This window comes from Micromonospora sp. RP3T, assembly GCF_003027925.1.
Lineage (GTDB): Bacteria > Actinomycetota > Actinomycetes > Mycobacteriales > Micromonosporaceae > Micromonospora.
This window is the reverse complement of record NZ_PYPS01000007.1, coordinates 56,241-78,229: the sequence shown is the minus strand read 5'-3', so window position 1 is coordinate 78,229 and position 21,989 is coordinate 56,241. Positions and strand designations below refer to the sequence as shown.

Genomic DNA, 21,989 nt, shown 5'->3' with positions numbered 1-21,989 from the left:
CGTGACCAAGGAGTTGGCGTCCCCCGGTCCGGAGCCGGACGCCAACTCCTTGGTCGACACGTCATTCCAGGAGGTGGGCGCGGAGCGCGTCGAGCTGGGCCTCGGTGACGCCGGCGTGCGTCAGGTAGCCCTCGACCGAGCCGTGGCCGGCGCGCAGCTCGGCGAGGAACAGCTCCATCGCCTCGGCGGGGGAGCCCAGGAACGGCGGCGGCAGCTCCTCCGCGTCCGGCAGGGTGGCCCGCACCCAGGCGCTGAACCGTTCGGACGCGGCGGTGCTGAGCGCGTAGTCCGCGACGATGTCGTCGTCGGCCACGCCGAGCACGGCCAGCGTGAGCGCGCAGACGATGCCGGTGCGGTCCTTGCCGGCGACGCAGTGCACCACCACCGGGGCGTTGGCGCTGTCGGCGATCAGGCCGACCGCCTCGGCCAGCCCCGCCGTGCCGGTGCGGGCCAGGTCCGCGTACCGGTCGGCGAGGTAGCGGGCCAGGTCGACGCCGGAGGACTCGAACTGCTGGGCGGCCCAGTCCGCATGCTCGGGATGGATGTGCCGGTAGGCGAGCCCGTCGTAGTCGGGCACCCGGCCGTCGCGCGCCACCTCGGTCGGCCGGCGCAGGTCGATCACCGTGCGGATGCCGAGCGCGGTGAACGCGGCCCGGTCGGTCTCGTCGATGCGGTGCAGCGAGTCGGAGCGGTAGAGCCGACCGCGTCGGACGGCGCGGCCGTCGCGGGCGGGGTAGCCGCCGACGTCGCGGAAGTTGAACAGGGCGGGGAAGGGGGTCTCCGGGGCGTCCACCCCTGACACGGTAACGGCCGGCGGCGGCATCGGTGTGCCCCCGCCGGCCGTGGCCGGTGCTGTCTCAGATCCGGGCCGGGCCGTCCGGCGGCAGCGCGGAGTAGTTCTCGCCGTAGTAGCCGCCGAGCTTGTCCCGGTAGGCCGGGTCGGCGTGGTTGCTCTCGTCGTACTCCGGGGCCGCCTTGATCTGGTCCTTGTCCCGGTCGACGAAGACCTTCCGGTCGTCGTGGTCGACGCGGTTCACCGTGCCGGCCGGGAGCATGACCTTCTTGCCGAAGATCCACGGGCCGGTGTCGACCACCAGGTAGCTGTCGTCGACCTCGTGGCTCGCCTTGTCGATCTTGCCGATGCTGCCGTCGGTCGCCTCGACCTTGTAGCCGGTGAGGTCGGCGCTGGCCACGCCGGCCTCGTCGCGGTAACGCCAGGGGTCGAACGCGCCGGCGGGCGCGCCGCCGGCGTAGGCGCCCTGGCCACCGTCGGCGACCGGCTCGGTGGTGCCGTGCGTGGTGTGCGGGTCGAGCCTGTCCATAGGGGTGACTCCTGTCCCGGCCGGTAGGCCGTCATGGGGAGTGAATGTGTCGTTGCTGAGCCGGTTCATACCCGTTGGCCGACTTTTCAATCCTTGCCCGCATCCCGGAATGTGGATTACCGCTCCCAGCACGCGGCGGAGGTGGCAGAGTACCGGTCGTGACCAGCTCCGTCCTGATCATTAGCAGCTAGCGCGCCGGCTTCCCTCGCCGAGCGCGCCGACCTCCCGCATTTCGCGGGGGGTCTTTTTGTTGCTCTCCCCAGGCACGAGAAGAGGACTCCGATGACCTTCCAGGTGTACGACACGACGCTGCGCGACGGCGCCCAGCGTGAAGGGCTCAGCTACTCGGTGGTCGACAAGCTGGCGGTGGCCCGCCTGCTCGACGACCTCGGGGTCGGCTTCATCGAGGGCGGCTGGCCGGGCGCGGTGCCCAAGGACACCGAGTTCTTCCGTCGGGCCCGCACGGAGCTGGACCTGCGGCACGCCGTCCTGGTCGCGTTCGGCGCCACCCGCAAGGCCGGCCTGGCGGTCTCCGACGACCCGCAGGTGGGCGGGCTGCTCGACGCCGGGACCCCGGCCGTGGCGCTGGTCGCCAAGGCGGACCTGCGGCACGTCGAGCGCGCGCTGCGCACCACCGCCGAGGAGAACCTGGCGATGGTCCGGGACACCGTCGCGTACCTGGTGGCGCAGGGGCGGCGGGTGTTCGTCGACGGGGAGCACACGTTCGACGGCTTCCGCCACGACCCCGGCTACACCGCTGCCGTGGTGGCGACCGCGATGGCCGCCGGCGCCGAGCGGTTCGTGCTCTGCGACACCAACGGCGGCATGCTGCCCTCCCAGGTCACCGCCGCGATCGAGGACCTCATCGCGCGGACCGGCGTGGCGCCGGAGCGGCTGGGCATGCACGCCCAGAACGACACCGCCTGCGCGGTGGCGAACACGATCGCCGCGGTCGAGGCCGGCGTCCGGCACGTGCAGGGCACCGCCAACGGGTACGGCGAGCGCCCCGGCAACGCGGACCTGTTCGCGATCGTCGCCAACCTCCAGCTCAAGCTCGGCATGCCCGTCCTACCGGAGGGTTGCCTGGAACAGATGGTGCGGGTCTCGCACGCCATCGCCGAGATCGCCAACATCGCCCCCGACACCCACCAGGCCTACGTCGGGGCCGCCGCCTTCGCCCACAAGGCGGGGCTGCACGCGAGCGCGATCAAGGTCGACCCGTTGCTCTACAACCACGTGGACCCCGCCGTGGTGGGCAACGACATGCGGATCCTGGTGACCGAGATGGCCGGCCGGGCCAGCATCGAGCTCAAGAGCCGCGAGCTGGGTCTGGACCTGGCCGGCCATCCGGAGGCGCTCTCCCGGGTCACCGGCCGGGTCAAGGAGCTGGAGGCCGGCGGCTGGTCGTTCGAGGCCGCCGACGCCTCGTTCGAGCTGCTGGTCCGCTCCGAGCTGCCGGACGCCGCGCCGGCCCGGCCGTTCGCGCTGGAGTCGTACCGGGTGCTTGTCGAGCACCGCGAGGACGGCGCGGTGGTCTCCGAGGCGACCGTCAAGATCCGGGTACGCGGCGAGCGGTTGATCGCCACCGCCGAGGGCAACGGCCCGGTCAACGCGCTCGACGAGGCGCTGCGGTCCGGGCTGGCCCGGCACTACCCGGAGCTGCGGGAGTTCGAGCTGGCCGACTACAAGGTGCGCATCCTGGAGGGCAGCCACGGCACCGGCGCGGTGACCCGGGTGCTGGTGGAGACCGCCGGCGCGGGCCGGGACTGGACCACCGTCGGCGTGCACCCCAACGTGGTGGAGGCGAGCTGGCACGCGCTCGTCGACGCGCTCACCTACGGCCTGGACAAGGCGGGGGCCCGGCTGAACGCCTGAGGCGGGGGCCCGGCCCCGCTCACGCCGCCGGCAGGCGCAGCTCGGCCAGCACCGCCCGGTGGTCGCTGCCCTGCACCGGCCAGACGTCGACGGCGCGGACCGCGATGCGGCGGTCGACAAGCACGTGGTCGATGGTGACCGGCGGGATCGGGTCGCCGTCGTACGGGCCCCAGGTGCCGGCGAGCCCGGCCCCGACCGCGTCGGCGGCGTCGGTGTAGCCGGTCGCGATCAGGCGGCGCACGGTGGCGTGGTCAAGCGTGGCGTTGAAGTCGCCGGCCAGCACACTGAGCCCGGCGCTCGGGGTGGCCGGCGGCTGGGCGCGCTGGTCGGTCCACCACTGCGGCACCGCGTCCAGGATGTACGGCGCGCCCGGGTGCGCCGACTCCACCCGCAGCGGCGGCGCGCCCGGCACCGTCAGCGTGGCGTACGCCTGGGTGAGGAAGTATCGCCGATGACGTCGGTAGCCGGGGTCGTGCAGCGGATAGCGGGCGTACAGGCCGGAGCCGGTGGAGCCCACCTCCGGGCTCAGCGACCGGTACGGCAGCAGCGTGGCCAGGCCGAGCCGGTCCAGGTCGGCGGCGAGCTGCGGGCTGAGCTCCTGCACGGTGAGCACGTCCACCCGGTGCGCGCGGACCAGGGCCACCAGCCGGGCCGGGTCGGCCGAGCCCAGGCGCAGGTTGGCGGTGAGCAGCCGCAGCGTCGGTCCGTCGGCGGGCGGCTGGTCGTCGGCGACCGCCCGCGGCGCCACGGCGCCGACCAGCGCCAGCGTGGCGAGCGCCGCGACCACCGCGGGCGCGCGGCGGCGCAGCGCGAGTGCCAGCCCCGCGAGCACCGGCGCCGCCGCGGCGACGTACGGCGTGAAGGCGGTCGTCAGCACCAGCGGGCCCCGTTCCAGCCCGGCCAGCCGCAGCACCGCCCAGGCGGCCACCGGCGCGACCGCCAGCCAGCACGCCACCGTCGCCCACCGGCTGCGGCGGGTGTCGTCGCGCGGGGGAGCGTCCATGGTGATCACGGCGGTGAGCGTACCGGGGGGCGGGTCGGTCCGGTGTCCCGCGAAGCAATTTCGTGAATGGTCGAGCGTGGCCTTCTCACAATTTCGAGACGGCTTTCGAGGCGCGTTGGACACGCGATTAACGCTATTGACCGACCCATTTTCCGGTGTTAGGTTCCACCTGGTTGAGACATTCCAATGCTCCGTAGTAAGACCAGCTCAGCGGCCGTGCTCTCCACTGCGGGAACCCGATGTCCCGCAATTGCTCGCGCCGTTTCATCACCACGGTCAAAAGAGGGAGACCAGTCATGGCTACATTCTTCAAGCGAAAGGCGACGGTGGTGGCGCTCGCCGCGCTCGCCCTCACCGTGGCCGGTGGCGGGATCGCGGTCGCCGCCCAGCCCGAGTCGAAGGCCGGCCAGCCCACCCGGTCCGCCGGGCAGCAGCCGGAGGTCAGCCCCGCCGAGCGGCAGGCCGCCCGGTCCGCCATGCGGGCCACGCTGGCCCCGCCGGCTCCCGGGCAGGTCGCCTGGGCGGTGGTGTCGTCCACCGGCGTGCTGCTCCAGCACTCCGGCAACGTGGTCTCCGCGTTCCGGTTCCCGCCCGGGCCGGGCGTGACGCCGGGGCAGTTCCAGGTGCTGCTCGACTACGACGTGAGCCAGAAGGCGTACGTGGCGACCGTCGGCACCAACGACTCGGCGAACGTCCCGCCGGCCGGCGAGGTGTCCGTCGCGCCGCGGCTGCTGACGCCGAACGCGGTCTTCGTGCAGACCCGCAACTCCGCCGGCATCGTCTCGCCGCGGCCGTTCCACCTCGTGGTCACCAGCTGACCCGCCCCGCCGGACGCCGGCCCCCGCCACGGCGGGGGCCGGTGTCATGTTCCGTCCCGGTCCAGGGCTCCGGACGCCGTTTCGCGCCGTTCCCGCCCGGTCGGGGAGGTCCTCCCGGTCCGGCCCGGACCGGACCAGCCTGGGCCGGATAATCCGACGTTTGTCGGCCGTCCGGCCCGGGAAGCAAGCACCGTGACGGACATCTCGGACACCCTGGCCAGCGTGCCCAGCCCGGTCGACGCGGACGCGAGCGGCGTCGAGTTGGACCAGACCCTCTTCGAGGTCAAACGCGTGATCGTCGGGCAGGATCGGCTCGTCGACCGCCTGCTCACCGCGCTCGTCGCCGACGGGCACTGCCTGCTGGAGGGCGTGCCGGGGGTGGCCAAGACGCTGGCCGCGCAGACACTCGCCACAGTGGTCGGCGGCACGTTCTCCCGGATCCAGTTCACGCCCGACCTGGTCCCGTCGGACATCGTCGGCACCCGGATCTACCGGGCCTCCACCGAGGCGTTCGACGTGGAGCTGGGACCGATCATGGCGAACCTGGTGCTCGCCGACGAGATCAACCGCGCTCCGGCCAAGGTGCAGTCCGCGTTGCTGGAGGCGATGGCCGAGCGGCAGGTCTCCATCGCCGGACGGAGCTGGCCGGTGCCCGACCCGTTCCTGGTGCTGGCCACCCAGAACCCGATCGAGTCGGAGGGCGTCTACCAACTGCCCGAGGCGCAGCGCGACCGGTTCCTCATGAAGGTCGTGGTCGACTACCCGAGTGACGCCGACGAGCTGGCCATCCTCTACCGGATGAGCACCGAGCGACCCACCGCGCGTCCGGTGCTGGACCCGGTCCGGCTGCGCGAGCTGCAACGCCGCGCCGCCGACGTCTTCGTCCACCACGCGCTCGCCGAGTACGTGGTCCGGCTCATCCTCGCCACCCGGGACCCCTGCCGCTTCGGCCTGCCCGACGTCGCGCCGCTGCTGGCGTATGGGGCCAGCCCTCGGGCCACGCTCGGCCTGGTCGCCGCCGCCCGCGCGCACGCGCTGATCCACGGCCGGGACTACGTGCTCCCCGAGGACGTCCGGGACCTGGCGGTGGACGTGCTGGCGCACCGGCTGGTGCTCTCCTTCGACGCGGTGGCCGACGGGGTCACCGGCGAGGAGTTGGTGCGTCGCCTGGTCGAGGCGGTGCCTCCGCCCCGGCTGGTGACCGGTCCCGCGCCGGCGGCGGCGGACCTGGCGGCGGCGTGACCCGCCGCACCGCTCCCGCGCCGGCCGGTCCCGGCCTCGTCGACCTCGCCCCCGACCAGCGGCTGCGCCGCTTGGAGCTGACCGTGACGCGGCGGCTCGACGGCCTGCTGCACGGCCGGTACCGGGGCCTGCTGCCCGGTCCCGGCAGCGAGGCGGCCGGCAGTCGCGAGTACCGCCCCGGCGAGGACGAGGTACGCCGGATGGACTGGGCGGTCACCGCCCGCACCACCGTCCCGCACGTGCGGGAGGTCGACGCCGACCGGGAGTTGACCACCTGGGTGCTGGTCGACGCCAGCCCCAGCATGGAGTACGGGACGTCCACACTGGACAAACGCGAACTGGCGGTGGCGGCGGTGGCCTGCGTCGGCTTCCTCACCGCCGGCGTCGGCAACCGGCTCGGCGCCCAGGTGCTCGCCCCGGACGGGTTGCGCCGGTTCCCGGCCCGCAGCGGTCGGACCCATCTGCTCGGGCTGCTCCGCGCGTTGCTCGACGCCCCGCGTACCGGTGAGCGGCCGGACGCGCGCGCGGCCGGACGGGCCGACGGCGACCCCGACGCCGCGACGCCGGGCCTGGCCGACGGTCTGGCTGGGGTGCAGCGCGTCGCCACCTCGCGCGGGTTGGTGGTGGTGATCTCCGACTTCCTCGACGACCTGCCGGACGACCCGGATTCGCCCCCGCCGTGGGCGACCGCGCTGCGCCGGCTGGCGGTCCGGCACCAGGTGCTCGCCGTGGAGGTGACCGACCCGCGCGAGCTGGAGCTGCCCGACGTCGGGCTGATCACCCTGATCGACCCGGAGAACGGGCGGCACCGCGAGGTGTGGACCGGCGACCCGGCGCTGCGCGAGCGGTACGCGCACGCCGCCGCCGCCCAACGCGACCAGGTGCGCCGGGCCCTGCGCCGGGCCGGCGCCACCCACCTGACGCTGCGCACCGACCGGGACTGGTGCGCGGACGTGGTCCGGCACGTGCACGAGCAGCGTCGGCTGGCCACCGCGCCGGCCGCCGCCCGGGGCGGTGCGGCATGAGCTGGCAGTCACCCGCGCGACTCTGGCTGCTGCTCCTGGTCGCCGCGCTGGTCGCCGGCTACCTGGTGCGCCAGCGCCGGCAGAGCCGCTACGCGGTCCGCTTCACCAACCTGCGCCTGCTGGACCGGGTCGCGCCGCGCCGGCCGGCCTGGCGCCGGCACGTGCCGGCGGGGCTCTTCCTCGCCATGCTGGCGTTGCTGGTGGTCGGGTTCGCCCGGCCCGAGGCGGAGGTGCGGGTGCCCCGGGAACGGGCCACCGTGATGGTCGCGGTGGACGTCTCCACCTCGATGCTCGCCGGTGACGTGGACCCGGACCGGCTCACCGCGGCCAAGGAGGCCGGCCGGAAGTTCGTCGACGGGCTGCCGGACGAGTTCAACGTCGGCCTGGTCGCGTTCGCCGGCAGCGCGGCGGTGCTGGTGCCGCCGAGCACCGACCGGGAGGCGCTGCACGAGGGCATCCAGCGGCTCGCCGAGGGGATCACCGGCGTGCAGGGCACCGCCATCGGCGAGGCGATCAGCACCTCGCTCGGCGCGGTGAAGAGCCTGGACGCCAGCGCCGCCAAGAACCCGCCACCGGCCCGGATCATCATCCTCTCCGACGGCGCGAACACCTCCGGGATGGACCCGATGGAGGCCGCGGACCAGGCGGTGGCCGCCAAGGTGCCGGTGCACACCATCTCGTTCGGCACGCCCGGCGGGTCGGTGGACCGGGGCGGCCGGGCGATCCAGGTGCCGGTGGACGGGCAGACGCTCAAGGCGGTCGCCGAGGCGACCGGCGGCGGCTTCCACGAGGCGTCGACCAGCCGCGAGCTGAAGGACGTCTACGAGGACATCGGCACCTCGGTCGGCTACCGCACCCAACGGCAGGACATCTCGGCCCGCTTCATCGGGTTCGGGCTGGTCCTGGCCATGGGCGCCGCCGCCGGCTCGCTGCGGTGGTTCTCCCGGCTGCCCTGACCCGCACATCCGGACCGGACGACGCACGACACGTGAGGAGCCAGGCATGGCAGTGCAGACCGGACTCGGCGAGCCGCGCGGCCCGTGGTTCGTCTCCCCGGAGCTGGACCCGGACGGACGCGGTCCCGACGGCGTACCCGGATCCGCCCGGCCGGCGGGGCGACGGGGCTGGTCGGGCCGGCTGCTGAGCGCGGCGGCGGTGGTGGCGCTCTCCACCGTCTCCGGCGCGGCGGCCGGCACCTGGGCGGCCGACCGGGGCGCGCCCGGCCCGTCCGCGGCCTCCGCCGCGCCGGTGCCGGCCGAGCTGGTCACCGCCGCCGGCAGGACGGTGCCCGGGGTGGTGTCGGTGATGGTCGGCGGGAAGTCCGGCGCGGGAGCGTCCGGCTCCGGCTTCGCCATCGACAACGAGCAGCACATCGTCACCAACGACCACATCCTGGCCCGGGGCGGCGCCGGCCCGGTGACGGTGGAGACCTCGGACGGGCGTCGGATCGCCGCCGAGGTGGTGGGCCGGGCGCCGGACAGCGACCTGGCCGTGCTCAAGGTGCCCGCGTCGGCCGGGTTGCCGCCGCTGCCGCTGGCGAAGCCGAACGGGACCCGGGTGGGCGAGCCGGTGCTCGCGGTCGGTTCGCCGCTCGGGCTCGCCGGCACGGTCACCGCCGGTATCGTCAGCGCGCTCAACCGGCAGGTCCGGATCGGCAACGGCCGGCACACCGCGGTGCAGACGGACGCCTCCATCAACCCGGGCAACTCCGGCGGGCCGCTGGTCAACGCGCGCGGGGAGGTGGTCGGCGTGAACACCGCCATCGCCACCATCGACGGGAACGGCTCGATCGGCATCGGCTTCGCCATCCCCATCGACCAGGTCCAGCAGACCGCCGACACGATCATCGGCCGGGGCGGCTGAGCTGCGCGGACAAGCCGGAACTGTCGGATATCCGGCGTGGGACCATCGGACCATGGAAATATTACGCTGAGTATGGATACTGGCGGAGGTGGAGCAAGCTGTCATCGCGGCCCTCCTCCTGGTGGGCCTGGTCATCGGCGCCGGAGTCGGCGCGTCGTACGCCCGTGCCAAGCGCGGCTGGAAGGACTACCGGACGGTCCGTAGCAGCGTGCCGGGCGCGCGGCGCACCGCCTGGGCGGCGATCCGCGGCGTGGCCGCCAAGCTGGTCGTGATCGCCCTGCTGCTGGTCGGCGCCGCCGCGTACGCGGCGTCCGGCGCCGGTCAGGAACGAGCCGGACCGGCCCCGACCGGCACCCCGAGCCCGAGCCACCGTCCGGGGCGCTAGCCTCGGGGCGTGGACGACGGACTGCGGGTGACCGACCGGCTCGTGGTGCCCGCCGCCGAGCTGCGGGAGCGGTTCTCCCGGTCGTCCGGGCCAGGCGGGCAGGGCGTCAACACCACCGACTCCCGGGTGGAGCTGAGCTTCGACCTGGCCGGCTCGCCCAGTGTGCCGCCCGCGCTGCGGGAGCGGGCCCTGGGCCGGCTCGCCGGCCGACTGGTCGACGGCGTGCTGACGGTCACCGCCAGCGAGCACCGCGCTCAGTTGGCCAACCGGGAGGCGGCCCGGGAGCGGATGACCGCGCTGCTGCGCGAGGCGGTCGCCCCGCCGCCCAAGCCGCGCCGGCCGACCCGTCCGTCGCGGGGCGCGAAGGAGCGCCGGCTGGCCGAGAAGAAGCGGCAGTCCCAGCGCAAGCGCGACCGCCGGGTGGACGGCGACTGACCGCCGTCCGGGGGTTGAATCGCAGGCGTCGAAGCGCTTCAATGCGTACGGGAGCGTCAGGGCCGTCACCGACCATCGTCACGTGACAGGAGTCCCGTACGCATGCCCCGAATCCGCCTGCGCGCCGCGTTGACCGCGGTCACCGCGCTGCTGCCCGCCCTCGCCCTCGGTCTCACCCTCGTCTCCGTCACCCCACCGGCCGCCGCAGCCGCCGCCCCGATCCGGGTCATGCCGCTCGGCGACTCCATCACCGGGTCGCCCGGCTGCTGGCGGGCCGTGCTCTGGAACCGCCTCCAGTCCACCGGCCACACCGACGTCGACTTCGTCGGCACGCTCGGCCCCCAGGGCTGCGGCGTGCCCTACGACGGCGACAACGAGGGGCACGGCGGCTACCTGGCGACCAACATCGCCAACCAGAACCTGCTGCCGGGCTGGCTCGCCGCCACCCACCCCGACGTGGTGCTCATGCACCTCGGCACCAACGACGTGTGGAGCAACATCGCGCCGAGCACCATCCTGGCCGCGTACTCGAAGCTGGTGGACCAGATGCGGGCCGCCAACCCGGCCACCGCGGTGCTGGTCGCGAAGATCATCCCGATGAACCCGGCGAGCTGCCCGGAGTGCGGGCAGCGGACCGTGGCGCTCAACGCCGCCATCGACGGCTGGGCGGCGGGGAAGACCACCGCCGCCTCGCCGATCGTGGTGGTCGACCAGTGGACCGGCTTCGACACCGCCACCGACACGTACGACGGGGTGCACCCCAACGCCGCCGGTGACCAGAAGATGTCCGACCGGTGGTACCCGGCGCTGACCGCCGCGCTGCGCCGGGGCACCCCGACGCCCACCCCGACGCCCACCAGGTCCCCGACCCCGTCGCCCACGACGTCGCCCACCGCGTCGCCGAGCTCGACCGAGACGCCGACCGGCCCCCCGCACCCGACCGACTACCCGTCGCCGACGCCGACGATCGGCAACTGCACGGCCACCTGGCGCATCGCCGGTCAGTGGCCGGGCGGCTTCCAGGCCGAGGTGACGGTCCGCAACACCGGCGCCGTGTCGATCCCCTCCTGGGTGGTCCGCTTCGCGCTCACCGGCGGCCAGCAGATCACCCAGGCATGGAGCGCCCAGGTGGCGCAGGGCGGGACCGCGGTGACCGCCCGGAACGCGACCTGGAACGGCGCGCTCGCCCCGGGCGCCGAGGCCACGTTCGGCCTGCTGGCCAACGGCGCCGTCCCGAACCCGCCGCCGCTGCCGGCCTGCACGCTGGGCTGACGCTCGTGGCTCGCCGCGCTGAACACCCGGTGTGACGGAGCGGAGAAGCACATCGCGTGACAGCCGTATACCTCCTGGTCATATTTATGACCAGGAGGTATACGGCTCGCAGCGGAACATGTCCCCGGCACGCGACACGCCCGGCACGCGCCGACGTCGGCCCGGCGCGGGAGCACGCCGTCGCAGCCGTGGGACGAGCGGGTCTCAGGCCGGGACGACGTGATCCAGCGCGGCCAGCAGCCGGGCCCGCAGGCCGGCGGCCCGCTCGGCGAACCCGCGCTGGGCGGCGGCGTACTCGGCCCGGCCCTCCGGCGTCTCCACCCGTACCGGCGGGTGGCCCAGGTCGGCCAGGTCGTACGGACTGGCCCGCATGTCCAGCGTCCGGATCTCCCGCGCCAGCGCGAAGCAGTCGGCCACGAGTTCCGAGGCCACCAGCGGGGAGAGTTTGTACGCCCACTTGTAGAGATCCATGTTGGCGTGCAGACAGCCCGGCTGCTCCAGCGCGTGCTGGCGTTCCCGGGTCGGCTGGAGCACGTTCAGCGGCCGGGCCGGCGCGGTGAAGAAGCGGAACGCGTCGAAGTGGCTGCACCGCACGCCGCGCTCCTCGACCACCGCCGCGGTCGCCGCCGGGCTCAGCCGCAGCGGCCAGGCGTTGTGCCGGACCTGCTCCTGGGTCTGCCGGTAGACCATCGCCCACTCGTGCATGCCGAAGCAGCCGAGGTGCGCCGGACGGGAGGCGGTCGCCGCCAGCAGCGTCCGGATCCAGGTGATGGACTCGGCGCGGCGGGCGCGTACCCGCTCGGTGTCGAGCGTGAGCCCGGCGGCGCCGGCGGTGTAGTCCGGGCCGAACCCGGCCGGGTCGACGTCGCGCAGCACCACGCCCGCGCCCGGGTGCCAGCGGCGCAGCTGGGCCGGCCGGTGCGAGTAGTAGGTGAAGAGGAAGTCCTCCACCGGGTGCTTCACGCCGGTGCGGCGGCGGGCCAGGTGCGGCGTCAGCCAGGCGTCGACCCGTTCCTCGTGGTCGCGCCGGCGGGCCCGCCAGTCGGCCGCGTCGAGCACGGCGGCGGGGGCGAGGGCGGCGGTCACGCCCCCAGGGTACGACCGCCGTCCGGCACCCGGTCAGTCCACGTCCACCCGCACGCCGGCGGAGAACACGCCGCTGCGCAGCTCCAACTGCTTCGGCGGCTCGGCCCCGTGCACGGTGAACACCAGCGGCAGCAGCACCCGCCGGCCGGCGGCCACCGGTTGGGCGAACACGTCCCGGCCCAGGTTCGCCACCCGGGTGGCGTCCTCGTCCGCGGCCACCCAGTTGCCGCTCGGCAGGTACGCGCGCTGCAACTGCCCGTGCCAGGTCTGCTGCTCCGACGTGAGGTTGCGCACGCCGACCGTGGCCAGACAGGGCCGCCCGCCGGCCGGCGCCGCCGGCACCGCGCCCGCGCCGCAGCTCATCCGGTAGACGGTGAACTCGAACGCGGTCTCGCGCAGCGGCACGCCGAGCGCTCCGGTCACGCTGCTGCCCACCCAGGCGCCGCTGGTCGGCTGCTTGGTGGTGTCCATCGCGGCGACCCGCTGGGTGGCGGTCCAGGCCGCCGCGCCGACCACGCCGGCCAGTACCGCCGCCGCCACGCCGACCGTCAACCAGACCGGCGGTCGGCGACGCCGGACGGTGGGCGTCGGCAGCGCCGGGCGCGGGTAGACCGTGCCCCGGTCCGTCGGACCGCCCATCCCGGGGCCGACCGGCGTCCCGTCGCCGTCCGCCGGGCAGGTCGGGACGGCAAGGGGCCCGGCGGTGCCCACCGGGCCGGTCGGGCCCGTGCCGGACCTGGCGATGCCGGCCGGCACCGGGGCGCCGCGCCGCCGGCGGCGGGCCACCCACCAGAGCGCCCCGGCGAGGAGCACCAGCAGCGCGGCGAGCGCGGCCAGCAGCACCGGCGGGCGACGCCAGGCCGGGGCGGCCGTCGCCGGCGCGGTCGGGGCCGCGGCGGCGGCCACCCAGGTCGCCGTGGCGCAGTCGTACGGGCGGGTGCCGTCGGTGCCGTAGACGCAGGCGGGAGCCGTCACCGAACGGTCCGGGCCGGTGACCGCGAGCGCGGTGTGCAGCGTGGTGGTGCTCCGCGCCGGCAGGCGCAGCCGCCAGGTCACCTCGCCGGTGGTCGCCCCGACCGGGCCGGTGCGTTGCCCGCCGCCGGTGACCGTGGTGGCCCGGGACCCGGTCGGCAGCTCCTGCCGGACCATCGTCTCGACCGGCGCCGGGCCGGCGTTGCGGACCTCGATCCGGTACCCCGGCGCCGGGGTACCGGCGGCGCCGACGGCCACGCTCACCGGTGGCATCGACGGCTGCACCGGCGCCGGGCCGGTGGTCGGCACCGCGGGGGGCACCGCCGGCACGCCGGTCGGAATCGGGGTGGCCGCCGCCACCGGGCGGACCGGCGCGGCGGCCAGGGCCGGTGGCGGGGCCGACCGGGCGGGCGCGGCGACCGCCCGGGGCGCCGCCGGGGGCAGCGCCGGCACGGCGGCGAGCACGCCGAGGCAGTTCACCAGCACGGCCAGGGTCCTGTGGTGTCGTCTCGATGCAGGCATACCAACGAACCTCCGGACCCGAAGCTATGGGCCGGGGCCCGCCGGGCGGGTACGAAGCCGGCATTTTCCTCCCGGTCGGCGAGTCCCGGCGTACCCTGGCGCACCGGTCGAGGCGGGGATCACCTGCCGGTGTCCGCGGGCCGCCCGGCCGGCGCGGGATAGATTGGCCCGGTGCGTATCGCTCGTTTCGCTCATGCCAAGGGAATGTCGTTCGGGGTCGTCGAGGGCGAGCCGGAGGCCGGGCCGCAGGGCCTGACCATCGCCGAGATCGAGGGCCACCCGTTCGGGCAGATCCAGTTCTCCGGCGCCCGCTGGGCGCTCTCCGACGTCCGGCTGCTGTCGCCGATCCTGCCGAGCAAGGTGGTCTGCGTCGGTCGCAACTACGCCGAGCACGCCGCCGAGCACGGCAGCGAGGTGCCGAAGGAGCCGCTGCTCTTCCTCAAGCCGTCCACCTCGGTGATCGGCCCCCGGGACGCCATCCGGCTGCCGATCTTCTCCAAGCAGGTGGAGCACGAGGCGGAACTCGCCGTGGTGATCGGCGCCCCCGGCGCGCGGCGGGCCGACCGGGCCGCCGCCGAGCGGGCCATCTTCGGCTACACCTGCGCCAACGACGTCACCGCTCGGGACCTCCAGCGGTCCGACGGGCAGTGGACCCGGGCCAAGGGCTTCGACTCGTTCTGCCCGATCGGACCGTGGATCACCACCGGGCTGGACGTCCGCGACCTGGAGGTGCGCTGCGAGGTGGGACGCGATCCGGAGGAGATGGAGGTGCGCCAGCTCGGCCGGACCAAGGACATGGTGTTCGACGTGCCGGGTCTGGTGTCGTACATCTCGCACGTGATGACGCTGCTGCCCGGCGACGTCGTGCTCACCGGCACTCCGGCGGGGGTTAGCCCGCTCACCGAGGGGGATACGGTCACCGTGCGGATCGAGGGGATCGGGGAACTCAGCAACCCGGTCGTTCCGGTCGCCTGATCCGTCCGATGCCTCGTTTCCGCAGCTCAGGTGCGGTTCGGGGGGTTGGATTTGGCCTGCTGGCGGCGGGAGGGTAAAGTTCATTCCCGGCGCCGCAAGGGGCCAATGGGGTATGGGGTAATTGGCAGCCCGACTGATTCTGGTTCAGTTAGTCTAGGTTCGAGTCCTGGTACCCCAGCGCAACCGTGGGTTCGTGAGAGTCCCGGTCGCTGGATGTCCGACAGTTGCCGCTGTCGGAGTGCACGAAAAGTTCTGGCCCCGTCGTCTAGTGGCCCAGGACGCCGCCCTCTCAAGGCGGTAGCGCCGGTTCGAATCCGGTCGGGGCTACAGCACCGTCAGCCCGTCCCGTTCTCGGGGCGGGCTGTTCTGCTGTCCGGCCCCGGTATGCGCGGCCGCCTCGCGGGGGCGACCCCCCGCAGCGGCGCCGGAAGCGGTGCCGCTAGACTACTCCCGCACCGCCCGCGAGGGTGGTGAAGCAGGAAAAAGTGCCTGGCCCCGTCGTCTAGTGGCCCAGGACGCCGCCCTCTCAAGGCGGTAGCGCCGGTTCGAATCCGGTCGGGGCTACAGCTCACCGAACGGCCCGTCTCGCTCTCGCGAGGCGGGCCGTTCGCCGTTTCGCCGGGATCCTCGCGCCCGGCGGGGGTCAGAGGCCGGAGAGGCGTTGGCCGGCCCGGACGACGGCCATGGCATGGCGTTCGCCGGGGCGGCGGCCGAGGCGCTCGATCGGGCCGGAGATGCTGATCGCGGCGATCACCCGGCCGGTGCGGTCGCGGATCGGGGCCGAGACGCTCGCCACGCCCGCCTCCCGCTCGGCGACGCTCTGTGCCCAGCCGCGCCGGCGCACCTCGGCCAGTGTGCGGCCGGTGAACTTGGAGCGGGGCAGCAGCGGCATGACCGCCTCGGGTGGCTCCCAGGCGAGCAGGATCTGCGCGGCCGAGCCGGCGACCATCGGCAGCACCGAACCGACCGGGACGGTGTCCCGCAGGCCGCTGGCGCGTTCGGCGGCGGCCACGCAGATCCGCTCGTCGGCGCGGCGCAGGTAGAGCTGGGCGCTCTCACCGGTGGCGTCGCGCAGCGCGGCGAGCAGCGGCTCGGCGGCGGTGAGCAGCACGTCCGGCGCCGCGTTCGCCAGCTCGCCCAGGCGTGGCCCGGGGCGCCATCGGCCCTGGGTGTCCCGGACCAGCATCCGGTGGATCTCCAGCGCCTGCGCCAGCCGGTGCGCGGTGGCCCGGGGCAGCTTGGTGCGTTCAACGAGTTCGGCCAGGCTGGCGCCGTCGACACAGGCGGCCAGGATGACCACCGCCTTGTCGAGAACGCCGACACCGCTCATACTGTGTCCCACAAGCCGAAATTTACCTCCCAGAATTTAGGATGTCCAGATGGTGGGAGTCACTCAACCGAGGACCCTGGCCGAGAAGGTCTGGGACGCGCACGTGGTCCGCTCCGCCGCCGGCGAGCCGGACCTGCTCTTCATCGACCTGCACCTGCTGCACGAGGTGACCAGCCCGCAGGCGTTCGACGGCCTGCGCCTGGCCGGTCGCGGTGTCCGCCGGACCGATCTGACCATCGCGACCGAGGACCACAACACCCCTACCGGGTACGACGACCCGGCGTTCCGCTCCCGGCGCGGCGACCTGCTCACGATCGCGGACCCCACCTCCCGCACCCAGATCGAGACGCTGCGCCGCAACTGCGCCGAGTTCGGCGTGCGGCTGCACCCGCTCGGCGACGAGAACCAGGGCATCGTGCACGTCATCGGCCCGCAGCTCGGCCTCACCCAGCCGGGCATGACGATCGTCTGCGGCGACTCGCACACCGCCACCCACGGCGCGTTCGGCGCGCTCGCGTTCGGCATCGGCACCAGCGAGGTGGAGCACGTGCTGGCCACCCAGACGCTGCCCCAGGCCCGGCCGAGGACGATGGCCGTGAACGTCGTCGGCGAGCTGGCCCCCGGCGTCACCGCGAAGGACCTGGTGCTCGCGCTGATCGCGCAGGTGGGCACCGGCGGCGGGCGCGGCCACATCGTCGAGTACCGGGGCGAGGCGATCCGGGACCTCTCCATGGAGGGGCGGATGACGATCGCGAACATGTCCATCGAGTGGGGCGCCAAGGCGGGCATGATCGCGCCGGACGAGACCACGTTCGCGTACCTGAAGGGGCGGCCCCACGCACCCCAGGGGGCCGACTGGGACGCGGCGCTGGAGTTCTGGCGGACGCTGCCCACCGACGACGGCGCGACGTTCGACACCGAGGTGACGCTGGACGCCGGCCGGATCACCCCGTTCGTCACCTGGGGCACCAACCCGGGTCAGGGCGTGCCGCTGGGCGCGGCCGTGCCGGACCCGGAGGAGTTCGTCACCGAGCCGGAGCGGGTGGCCGCCCGCCGGGCGTTGGAGTACATGGACCTCACCCCCGGCACGCCGCTGCGCGACCTCGCGGTGGACGTGGTCTTCGTCGGCTCCTGCACCAACGGCCGGCTGGAGGACCTGCGGGCCGCCGCCGAGGTGCTGCGCGGGCGCCGGGTCGCCGACGGCGTCCGCATGCTCGTGGTCCCCGGCTCCGCCGCGGTCCGGGAGGCGGCCGAGATCGAGGGGCTGCACCAGGTCTTCACCGACGCCGGCGCCGAGTGGCGGTTCGCCGGCTGCTCCATGTGTCTCGGCATGAACCCCGACACGCTGAAGCCGGGGGAGCGCTCCGCCTCGACCTCCAACCGCAACTTCGAGGGCCGCCAGGGCCGGGGCGGACGCACCCATCTGGTGTCCCCGCCGGTCGCCGCCGCCACCGCCGTGGTCGGCCGGCTGGCCGCCCCCGCCGACCTGTAGAAGGGCAGCCGAGAGATGGACAAGTTCACCGCACACACCGGCACCGCCGTGCCGCTGCGCCGGTCCAACGTGGACACCGACCAGATCATCCCCGCCGTGTACCTCAAGCGGGTGACCCGGACGGGCTTCGCCGACGGCCTCTTCAGCGCGTGGCGGGAGGACCCGTCGTTCGTGCTCAACAACCCCGCCTACGCGGGGGCGTCGATTCTCGTCGCCGGCCCCGAGTTCGGCACCGGCTCGTCCCGCGAGCACGCCGTCTGGGCGTTGCGGGACTGGGGCTTCCGGGCGGTGATCTCGCCCCGATTCGGTGACATCTTCCGGGGCAACGCCCTCAAGGAAGGTCTCCTTCCGGTGGAGTTGGATTTGAAGGCCGTCGAGGAACTGTGGGATCTGGTGGAGTCCGAGCCCACCACCCCGGTCACCGTCGACCTCACCGCCCGCCAGGTCCACGCCGGGCAGGCCACCTGGGCCTTCCCGCTGGACGACCACAGCCGGTGGCGGCTGCTGGAGGGCTTGGACGACATTGGACTCACCCTCCGCCACGAGGCCGAGATCGGCGCGTACGAGGCCGCCCGGCCGGCGTTCCTGCCCTCGATCGCCTGACCCCGACCCCCTTTCGCCCCCACCGGCCCGGCCGGTGGGGGCGAATCCGTTGCGACACAAGGGCTTTTTTCCACCGAATGTTTGTGTCCAGGCAGCACAGGGCATACGGTGCGCGCAGAATGGCTCGCGTCGAGTCAGTTGCACAATCGGGAGGAAGTCGTGAACAAAGCCGAGCTCATCGAGGCGCTCGCCGTTCGCCTGGGGGACCGGAAGACGGCGACGGCCGCGCTCGACGCGGTTCTCGCTGAGGTCCAGGCGGCGGTCACCAAGGGCGAGAAGGTGGCGATCACCGGTTTCGGAGCGTTCGAGAAGCGCGTCCGTGGGGCCCGAACAGCGCGCAACCCGCGGACCGGCGAGGCGGTGAAGGTCAAGAAGACCTCCGTCCCGACCTTCCGGGCGGGTGCGGGCTTCAAGGAGATGGTCGCCAGCGGCAAGGTTCCGAAGGACACCACCGCCGCGAAGAAGACCACCGCCGCCACCAAGACCACGGCGGCGGCGGCGAAGAAGACCACGGCGGCGAAGACCACCGGGGCCGCCAAGAAGACCACGGCGGCGAAGGCCACCAAGACCACCACCGCCGCGACCAAGAAGGCCGCGCCGGCGAAGAAGGCCGCCGCGACCAAGACGGCCACGGCGGCGAAGAAGACGACCGCGGCGAAGTCCGCCACGGCGAAGAAGGCGCCCGCCGCCAAGAAGACGACCGCGGCGAAGTCCGCCACGGCCAAGAAGACCACGGCGGCGAAGAAGGCACCCGCGAAGAAGGCACCGGCCAAGAAGGCCGCCAGTCGGCGTTGACCGGACGGCCCGAACGAGGGCGCCCACCGTTCGCGGTGGGCGCCCTCGTCTCGTCGGTACGCGTTGACCGCTCGCCGCACCGGCCCGCAGAATCGCCGTGCCGAAATCCCCTCGGTCACGAGAAGAGGCGCCCGTGCGGCACCGTCACCTCTCCACCGTCGCGCTCGCCCTGGGCGTCGCGGTCTTCCTGGACGTCCTGCGGGTCTGGCTGCCGTCGGTCATCACGCTCTTCGGCCGTGCCGCCGAGACACCCGCCGAACTTCTCGGCGCGTTCGCGCTCGGCTGGTTCCTGCTCGCGCTGGCCGCGCCCACCGTGGTCCGTCGGCTCGGCGCCCGCCCGGTCGGTCTCGCCGCGGCCGGTGTGCTCGCCGCCGCCCGGCTGGCGCTCACCGCCGCGCCCGGTGGCGGCGCCCAGCTCTGGCTCGCGTGCGCCGGCCTGCTCGCCGGACTGACCTGGCTCGCCGCCACCGCCGCCCGCGTCGACCGGCCGGTCCCCGGGCTGGCGCTCGGCCTGGCCGGCGCCGCCGCCGGGCACGCCCTGCTCGGCACCGAGGACCTGGTCTGGCGCGGCGGCGCGCTCGGCTGGACGCTGAGCGTGGCGCTGGTGGCGGCGTTCCTGGCCGCGACCGTGCCCGCGCCACCGCCCGGCGCGGGGCCGGGGGAGCCGTCGGCGGCCGGCCGCCGGGCGTGGCTGTTCTGTGGTCCGGCACTGCTGCTGGCCAACCAGATCGCGCTCGCCCCGGCGGTGTGGGCGGCCTCCTCGGGTGTCGGCCCGGCCGGCTTCCCCGGTCTGTCCCGCGCCCCGGTCGGCGTCGCACCGTGGGGCGCGTTGGCGGTCGCGCTGTTCCTGGTGACCGCGCTGTACCGGCCTCCGGCCCGGTTGGCCCGGCCGGCCCGGGTGCTCTGGCCGGTCGTGCTGCTCGCCGGGGCGGTGCTGTTCGCCGCCGGGCGGCTCGGGCCGGCGTACCTGCTCACCGCCGCCGGTCTCGGTGGCTGTCTGGCCCGCACCGACACGGCCGCGCCGGGCGGCGACGTGTCGGACGGGCGGGCCGCGACGCGACGCGGTCGGGCGGCGGTCGGCGGGACGGTGGTCTTCGCGGCGGCCACGATCGTCTACTACGCCGCCTACGACCTGGGGTACCCCAACGGGTGGGTGCCGGTCGCCACGGCGCTCCTGGTCGGTCTGGTGGCCGTTGCCGGGCCGTCCTGGTCACCGACCGAGCTGTCCGGGCGGGCCCGGCGGTGGAGCGTGGCGGCGCTGGTGCTGGCGACCGCGCTCGTGCCCGTGTTCCACCACCCGCCGCTGTCCGCCCCACGCCCCGGCGTCGCGCCGGCCACGGTCCGGGTGGCCGCGTACAACATCCGGATGGGGTACGGCCTGGACGGCCGGCTGGACCTCGACGCGGTGGCCCGGGCGTTGCGCGGGGCGGACGTGGTGCTGCTCAGCGAGGTGGACCGCGGATGGTGGCTCAACGGCGGCCACGACACGTTGGCGTTGCTGGCGGCGCGGCTGCGGATGCCGTACGTCTTCGCGCCCGCCGCGGACCCGGTCTGGGGCGACGCGGTGCTCAGCCGGTTTCCGGCACGCTCCGGTCGGACCCGGCCGCTGCCCGCGCACGGCGCGCCGACCGGCGCGCAGGTCCTCGGCGTCACGCTCGACCTCGGCGGGCGGCAGTTGGCCGTGGTCGCCACCCACCTGCAACCGCCGCCCGGCCGGGACCCGGTGGAACAGGCCCGCGAGGCGGCCAGGTTCGCCCGCGGGTACGCGGCCGGCCGGCCGCTGGTGCTCGGCGGCGACCTGAACACCGAGCCGGCCGACCCGGCGTTCGCCGAGTTCACCGGCGCCGGTCTGGTGGACGCGCTGGCCGCGGCCCGGCCGCTGCGGACCAGCCCGGCCGACGACCCGCGGACCCAGATCGACCACGTCTTCGTCTCGCCGGGTGTGACCGCCGTCGAGGCGCGCGCCCCGCGCACCGAGGCCAGCGACCACCTCCCGGTGCGCGTCACCGTCGCGCTGCCCTGAGCCGCCGCCCGCCTCTACCGAAAGCGTTAAGCGGGGCCCCCGCCTTACAAGCGGTCGGGGAGGAGGAGACGGTCGCCGGCGAACGGGAGCAGCCAGCCGCCGCCCTTGGCGGTGGTGAAGTCGTCGGACCGGCCGGTGAGCCGTTCCAACGCGCCCGGGATCACCTTGCCCTGGCTGCACACCGCGACCGGCTCCCCGTCGGCGGCCAACGCCACCAACCGCGCGGCGGCGGCCAACGCGCACTCCTCCGGCTGCTGGCCCGGCCCCGGCTCGTCCAGGTCGCCGCAGACCTCGATCGGCAGGTCCAGCCGCGCTGCCGCCGGGTCCAGCGTCTGCACGCACCGGCGGGCCGAGGCGGAGAGCAGGCGGGCCGGGCGGACCAGGGCCACCAGCGGAACCAGCGCCCGCGCCTGGGCCCGCCCCTCGGCGTCCAGCGGCCGGCCGGTGTCCGGACCGGACCACGTGCCCCGCTTGCCGGCGTGCGCGTGCCGCATCAGCAGCACGGTCGTGGTGACCGGCGGCAGCGCCGCGAACGCGCCGATCACCTCCGCGTCGTGCGGGTAGCTGACCCGGCGGGCCGCCGCGTCGACCGGGAACCAGGCCACGTCGTCCACCTCGGTGCCGGGCTGGAAACCGCCGCTGCCGACGGCCCGCATCGACCACCAGTCGACCGCCTTGGCGCGGCCCTCGCTGCGGTAGTGGACCGTGGGCAGGCGCACCTGCGGCACCGCCCGCACGTCGGTCTCCTCGGCCACCTCCCGGACGGCCGCCGCCAGCGGGTGCTCGCCGGCGTCCAGCTTGCCCTTCGGCAGCGACCAGTCGCCGTACCGGGGGCGGTGCACCAGGCAGACCTCGACACCGTCGGGGCCGGGACGCCAGACGACCCCGCCCGCCGCCCGGATCCGCACCGGCTCGTCGTCGCTCATCCGATCACCGTATGCCCGCCCACCG

21 protein-coding genes and 3 tRNA genes are annotated in these 21,989 nt (G+C 74.5%); 17 read left to right on the top strand and 7 right to left on the bottom strand.

Features of this window, described 5'->3' with window-relative positions; translation table 11 throughout:
- Positions 1–61 precede the first annotated feature (61 nt).
- Together C8054_RS08285 and C8054_RS08280 are read right to left on the bottom strand one after the other, a co-directional pair.
- Entirely contained in the window at positions 62–793 is a 732-nt protein-coding gene (locus C8054_RS08285) for a tyrosine-protein phosphatase (protein WP_233219534.1), read from the bottom strand.
- 64 nt (positions 794–857) lie between these two features.
- Positions 858–1,322, bottom strand: a complete 465-nt coding sequence (locus tag C8054_RS08280; RefSeq protein WP_107156156.1) for a PRC-barrel domain-containing protein — start codon at positions 1,320–1,322, stop codon at positions 858–860.
- 282 nt (positions 1,323–1,604) lie between these two features.
- On the opposite strand from C8054_RS08280, the gene cimA reads away from it, so the two are divergent.
- On the top strand, positions 1,605–3,197 hold the full coding sequence (gene cimA / locus C8054_RS08275; RefSeq protein WP_107156155.1) for a citramalate synthase: 1,593 nt from the start codon (positions 1,605–1,607) through the stop codon (positions 3,195–3,197).
- Positions 3,198–3,216: 19 nt separating this feature from the next.
- Here cimA and C8054_RS08270 read toward each other — a convergent pair whose 3' ends face one another.
- Positions 3,217–4,200: an endonuclease/exonuclease/phosphatase family protein gene (locus C8054_RS08270; protein WP_107156254.1), complete on the bottom strand. Its 984-nt coding sequence runs from the start codon at positions 4,198–4,200 to the stop codon at positions 3,217–3,219.
- Positions 4,201–4,496: 296 nt separating this feature from the next.
- Between C8054_RS08270 and C8054_RS08265 the strand changes: the two genes are divergently transcribed.
- The 8 genes from C8054_RS08265 to C8054_RS08230 all read left to right on the top strand — a co-directional run bounded on the left by C8054_RS08265 (position 4,497) and on the right by C8054_RS08230 (position 11,240).
- Positions 4,497–5,018 carry a hypothetical protein gene (locus C8054_RS08265; protein ID WP_107156154.1) on the top strand — a complete coding sequence of 174 codons (522 nt, stop codon included), beginning with the start codon at positions 4,497–4,499 and terminating at the stop codon, positions 5,016–5,018.
- Positions 5,019–5,210: 192 nt separating this feature from the next.
- Positions 5,211–6,260 (top strand): MoxR family ATPase, encoded by a 1,050-nt coding sequence (locus tag C8054_RS08260; protein ID WP_107156153.1) that lies wholly within the window; start codon positions 5,211–5,213, stop codon positions 6,258–6,260.
- Positions 6,257–7,285 (top strand): DUF58 domain-containing protein, encoded by a 1,029-nt coding sequence (locus tag C8054_RS08255; RefSeq protein ID WP_107156152.1) that lies wholly within the window; start codon positions 6,257–6,259, stop codon positions 7,283–7,285. The genes C8054_RS08260 and C8054_RS08255 overlap by 4 nt, the downstream gene beginning before the upstream one ends.
- Positions 7,282–8,241, top strand: a complete 960-nt coding sequence (locus C8054_RS08250; protein ID WP_107156151.1) for a VWA domain-containing protein — start codon at positions 7,282–7,284, stop codon at positions 8,239–8,241. The genes C8054_RS08255 and C8054_RS08250 overlap by 4 nt, the downstream gene beginning before the upstream one ends.
- Before the next feature lie 46 nt (positions 8,242–8,287).
- Positions 8,288–9,148, top strand: a complete 861-nt coding sequence (locus C8054_RS08245; RefSeq protein ID WP_107156150.1) for a S1C family serine protease — start codon at positions 8,288–8,290, stop codon at positions 9,146–9,148.
- An 88-nt stretch (positions 9,149–9,236) separates the two neighbouring features.
- Positions 9,237–9,533, top strand: a complete 297-nt coding sequence (locus C8054_RS08240; RefSeq protein WP_107156149.1) for a hypothetical protein — start codon at positions 9,237–9,239, stop codon at positions 9,531–9,533.
- 9 nt (positions 9,534–9,542) lie between these two features.
- Complete coding sequence (arfB, locus tag C8054_RS08235) at positions 9,543–9,968, top strand: alternative ribosome rescue aminoacyl-tRNA hydrolase ArfB (RefSeq protein ID WP_107156148.1); 426 nt, start codon at positions 9,543–9,545, stop codon at positions 9,966–9,968.
- A 102-nt stretch (positions 9,969–10,070) separates the two neighbouring features.
- Positions 10,071–11,240 (top strand): cellulose binding domain-containing protein, encoded by a 1,170-nt coding sequence (locus C8054_RS08230; RefSeq protein WP_107156147.1) that lies wholly within the window; start codon positions 10,071–10,073, stop codon positions 11,238–11,240.
- Positions 11,241–11,444: 204 nt separating this feature from the next.
- On the opposite strand, the gene C8054_RS08225 is transcribed toward C8054_RS08230, so the two are convergent.
- Entirely contained in the window at positions 11,445–12,326 is an 882-nt protein-coding gene (locus C8054_RS08225) for a 3-methyladenine DNA glycosylase (RefSeq protein WP_107156146.1), read from the bottom strand.
- A 33-nt stretch (positions 12,327–12,359) separates the two neighbouring features.
- The gene (locus tag C8054_RS08220) at positions 12,360–13,820 is read right to left on the bottom strand and encodes a hypothetical protein (protein WP_107156145.1); all 1,461 of its coding nucleotides are present in this window, start codon (positions 13,818–13,820) and stop codon (positions 12,360–12,362) included.
- Positions 13,821–13,991: 171 nt separating this feature from the next.
- Between C8054_RS08220 and C8054_RS08215 the strand changes: the two genes are divergently transcribed.
- The 4 genes from C8054_RS08215 (at position 13,992) to C8054_RS08200 (ending at position 15,359) form a co-directional block, all read left to right on the top strand.
- Positions 13,992–14,795 (top strand): fumarylacetoacetate hydrolase family protein, encoded by an 804-nt coding sequence (locus tag C8054_RS08215; protein ID WP_107156144.1) that lies wholly within the window; start codon positions 13,992–13,994, stop codon positions 14,793–14,795.
- A gap of 106 nt (positions 14,796–14,901) precedes the next feature.
- Positions 14,902–14,973: transfer RNA gene (locus C8054_RS08210), tRNA-Gln, on the top strand.
- 76 nt (positions 14,974–15,049) lie between these two features.
- Positions 15,050–15,122, top strand: a tRNA-Glu gene (locus C8054_RS08205).
- Between the two features lie 164 nt (positions 15,123–15,286).
- Positions 15,287–15,359, top strand: a tRNA-Glu gene (locus C8054_RS08200).
- Positions 15,360–15,438: 79 nt separating this feature from the next.
- On the opposite strand, the gene C8054_RS08195 is transcribed toward C8054_RS08200, so the two are convergent.
- The gene (locus tag C8054_RS08195; protein ID WP_091084913.1) at positions 15,439–16,125 is read right to left on the bottom strand and encodes an IclR family transcriptional regulator; all 687 of its coding nucleotides are present in this window, start codon (positions 16,123–16,125) and stop codon (positions 15,439–15,441) included.
- A gap of 49 nt (positions 16,126–16,174) precedes the next feature.
- On the opposite strand from C8054_RS08195, the gene leuC reads away from it, so the two are divergent.
- The 4 genes from leuC to C8054_RS08175 all read left to right on the top strand — a co-directional run bounded on the left by leuC (position 16,175) and on the right by C8054_RS08175 (position 21,038).
- Complete coding sequence (gene leuC, locus C8054_RS08190; RefSeq protein WP_107156143.1) at positions 16,175–17,617, top strand: 3-isopropylmalate dehydratase large subunit; 1,443 nt, start codon at positions 16,175–16,177, stop codon at positions 17,615–17,617.
- Between the two features lie 15 nt (positions 17,618–17,632).
- Complete coding sequence (gene leuD, locus C8054_RS08185) at positions 17,633–18,220, top strand: 3-isopropylmalate dehydratase small subunit (protein WP_107156142.1); 588 nt, start codon at positions 17,633–17,635, stop codon at positions 18,218–18,220.
- Between the two features lie 159 nt (positions 18,221–18,379).
- The gene (locus C8054_RS08180) at positions 18,380–19,015 is read left to right on the top strand and encodes an HU family DNA-binding protein (RefSeq protein WP_107156141.1); all 636 of its coding nucleotides are present in this window, start codon (positions 18,380–18,382) and stop codon (positions 19,013–19,015) included.
- 133 nt (positions 19,016–19,148) lie between these two features.
- Positions 19,149–21,038 (top strand): endonuclease/exonuclease/phosphatase family protein, encoded by a 1,890-nt coding sequence (locus C8054_RS08175; RefSeq protein WP_107156140.1) that lies wholly within the window; start codon positions 19,149–19,151, stop codon positions 21,036–21,038.
- Between the two features lie 44 nt (positions 21,039–21,082).
- Here C8054_RS08175 and C8054_RS08170 read toward each other — a convergent pair whose 3' ends face one another.
- Positions 21,083–21,964 (bottom strand): NUDIX hydrolase, encoded by an 882-nt coding sequence (locus tag C8054_RS08170; protein WP_107156139.1) that lies wholly within the window; start codon positions 21,962–21,964, stop codon positions 21,083–21,085.
- Between the last annotated feature and the right edge of the window lie 25 nt (positions 21,965–21,989).

What these genes read in the sequence shown, in the direction of transcription:
- C8054_RS08270 (WP_107156254.1), bottom strand. Translation starts at nt 4,200, where the DNA reads ATGGACGCTCCCCCGCGCGACGACACCCGCCGCAGCCGGTGGGCGACG.
- leuD (WP_107156142.1), top strand. Translation starts at nt 17,633, where the DNA reads ATGGACAAGTTCACCGCACACACCGGCACCGCCGTGCCGCTGCGCCGG.
- C8054_RS08195 (WP_091084913.1), bottom strand. Translation starts at nt 16,125, where the DNA reads ATGAGCGGTGTCGGCGTTCTCGACAAGGCGGTGGTCATCCTGGCCGCC.
- C8054_RS08230 (WP_107156147.1), top strand. Translation starts at nt 10,071, where the DNA reads ATGCCCCGAATCCGCCTGCGCGCCGCGTTGACCGCGGTCACCGCGCTG.
- C8054_RS08280 (WP_107156156.1), bottom strand. Translation starts at nt 1,322, where the DNA reads ATGGACAGGCTCGACCCGCACACCACGCACGGCACCACCGAGCCGGTC.
- C8054_RS08170 (WP_107156139.1), bottom strand. Translation starts at nt 21,964, where the DNA reads ATGAGCGACGACGAGCCGGTGCGGATCCGGGCGGCGGGCGGGGTCGTC.
- C8054_RS08220 (WP_107156145.1), bottom strand. Translation starts at nt 13,820, where the DNA reads ATGCCTGCATCGAGACGACACCACAGGACCCTGGCCGTGCTGGTGAAC.
- leuC (WP_107156143.1), top strand. Translation starts at nt 16,175, where the DNA reads ATGGTGGGAGTCACTCAACCGAGGACCCTGGCCGAGAAGGTCTGGGAC.
- C8054_RS08250 (WP_107156151.1), top strand. Translation starts at nt 7,282, where the DNA reads ATGAGCTGGCAGTCACCCGCGCGACTCTGGCTGCTGCTCCTGGTCGCC.
- C8054_RS08245 (WP_107156150.1), top strand. Translation starts at nt 8,288, where the DNA reads ATGGCAGTGCAGACCGGACTCGGCGAGCCGCGCGGCCCGTGGTTCGTC.
- cimA (WP_107156155.1), top strand. Translation starts at nt 1,605, where the DNA reads ATGACCTTCCAGGTGTACGACACGACGCTGCGCGACGGCGCCCAGCGT.
- C8054_RS08265 (WP_107156154.1), top strand. Translation starts at nt 4,497, where the DNA reads ATGGCTACATTCTTCAAGCGAAAGGCGACGGTGGTGGCGCTCGCCGCG.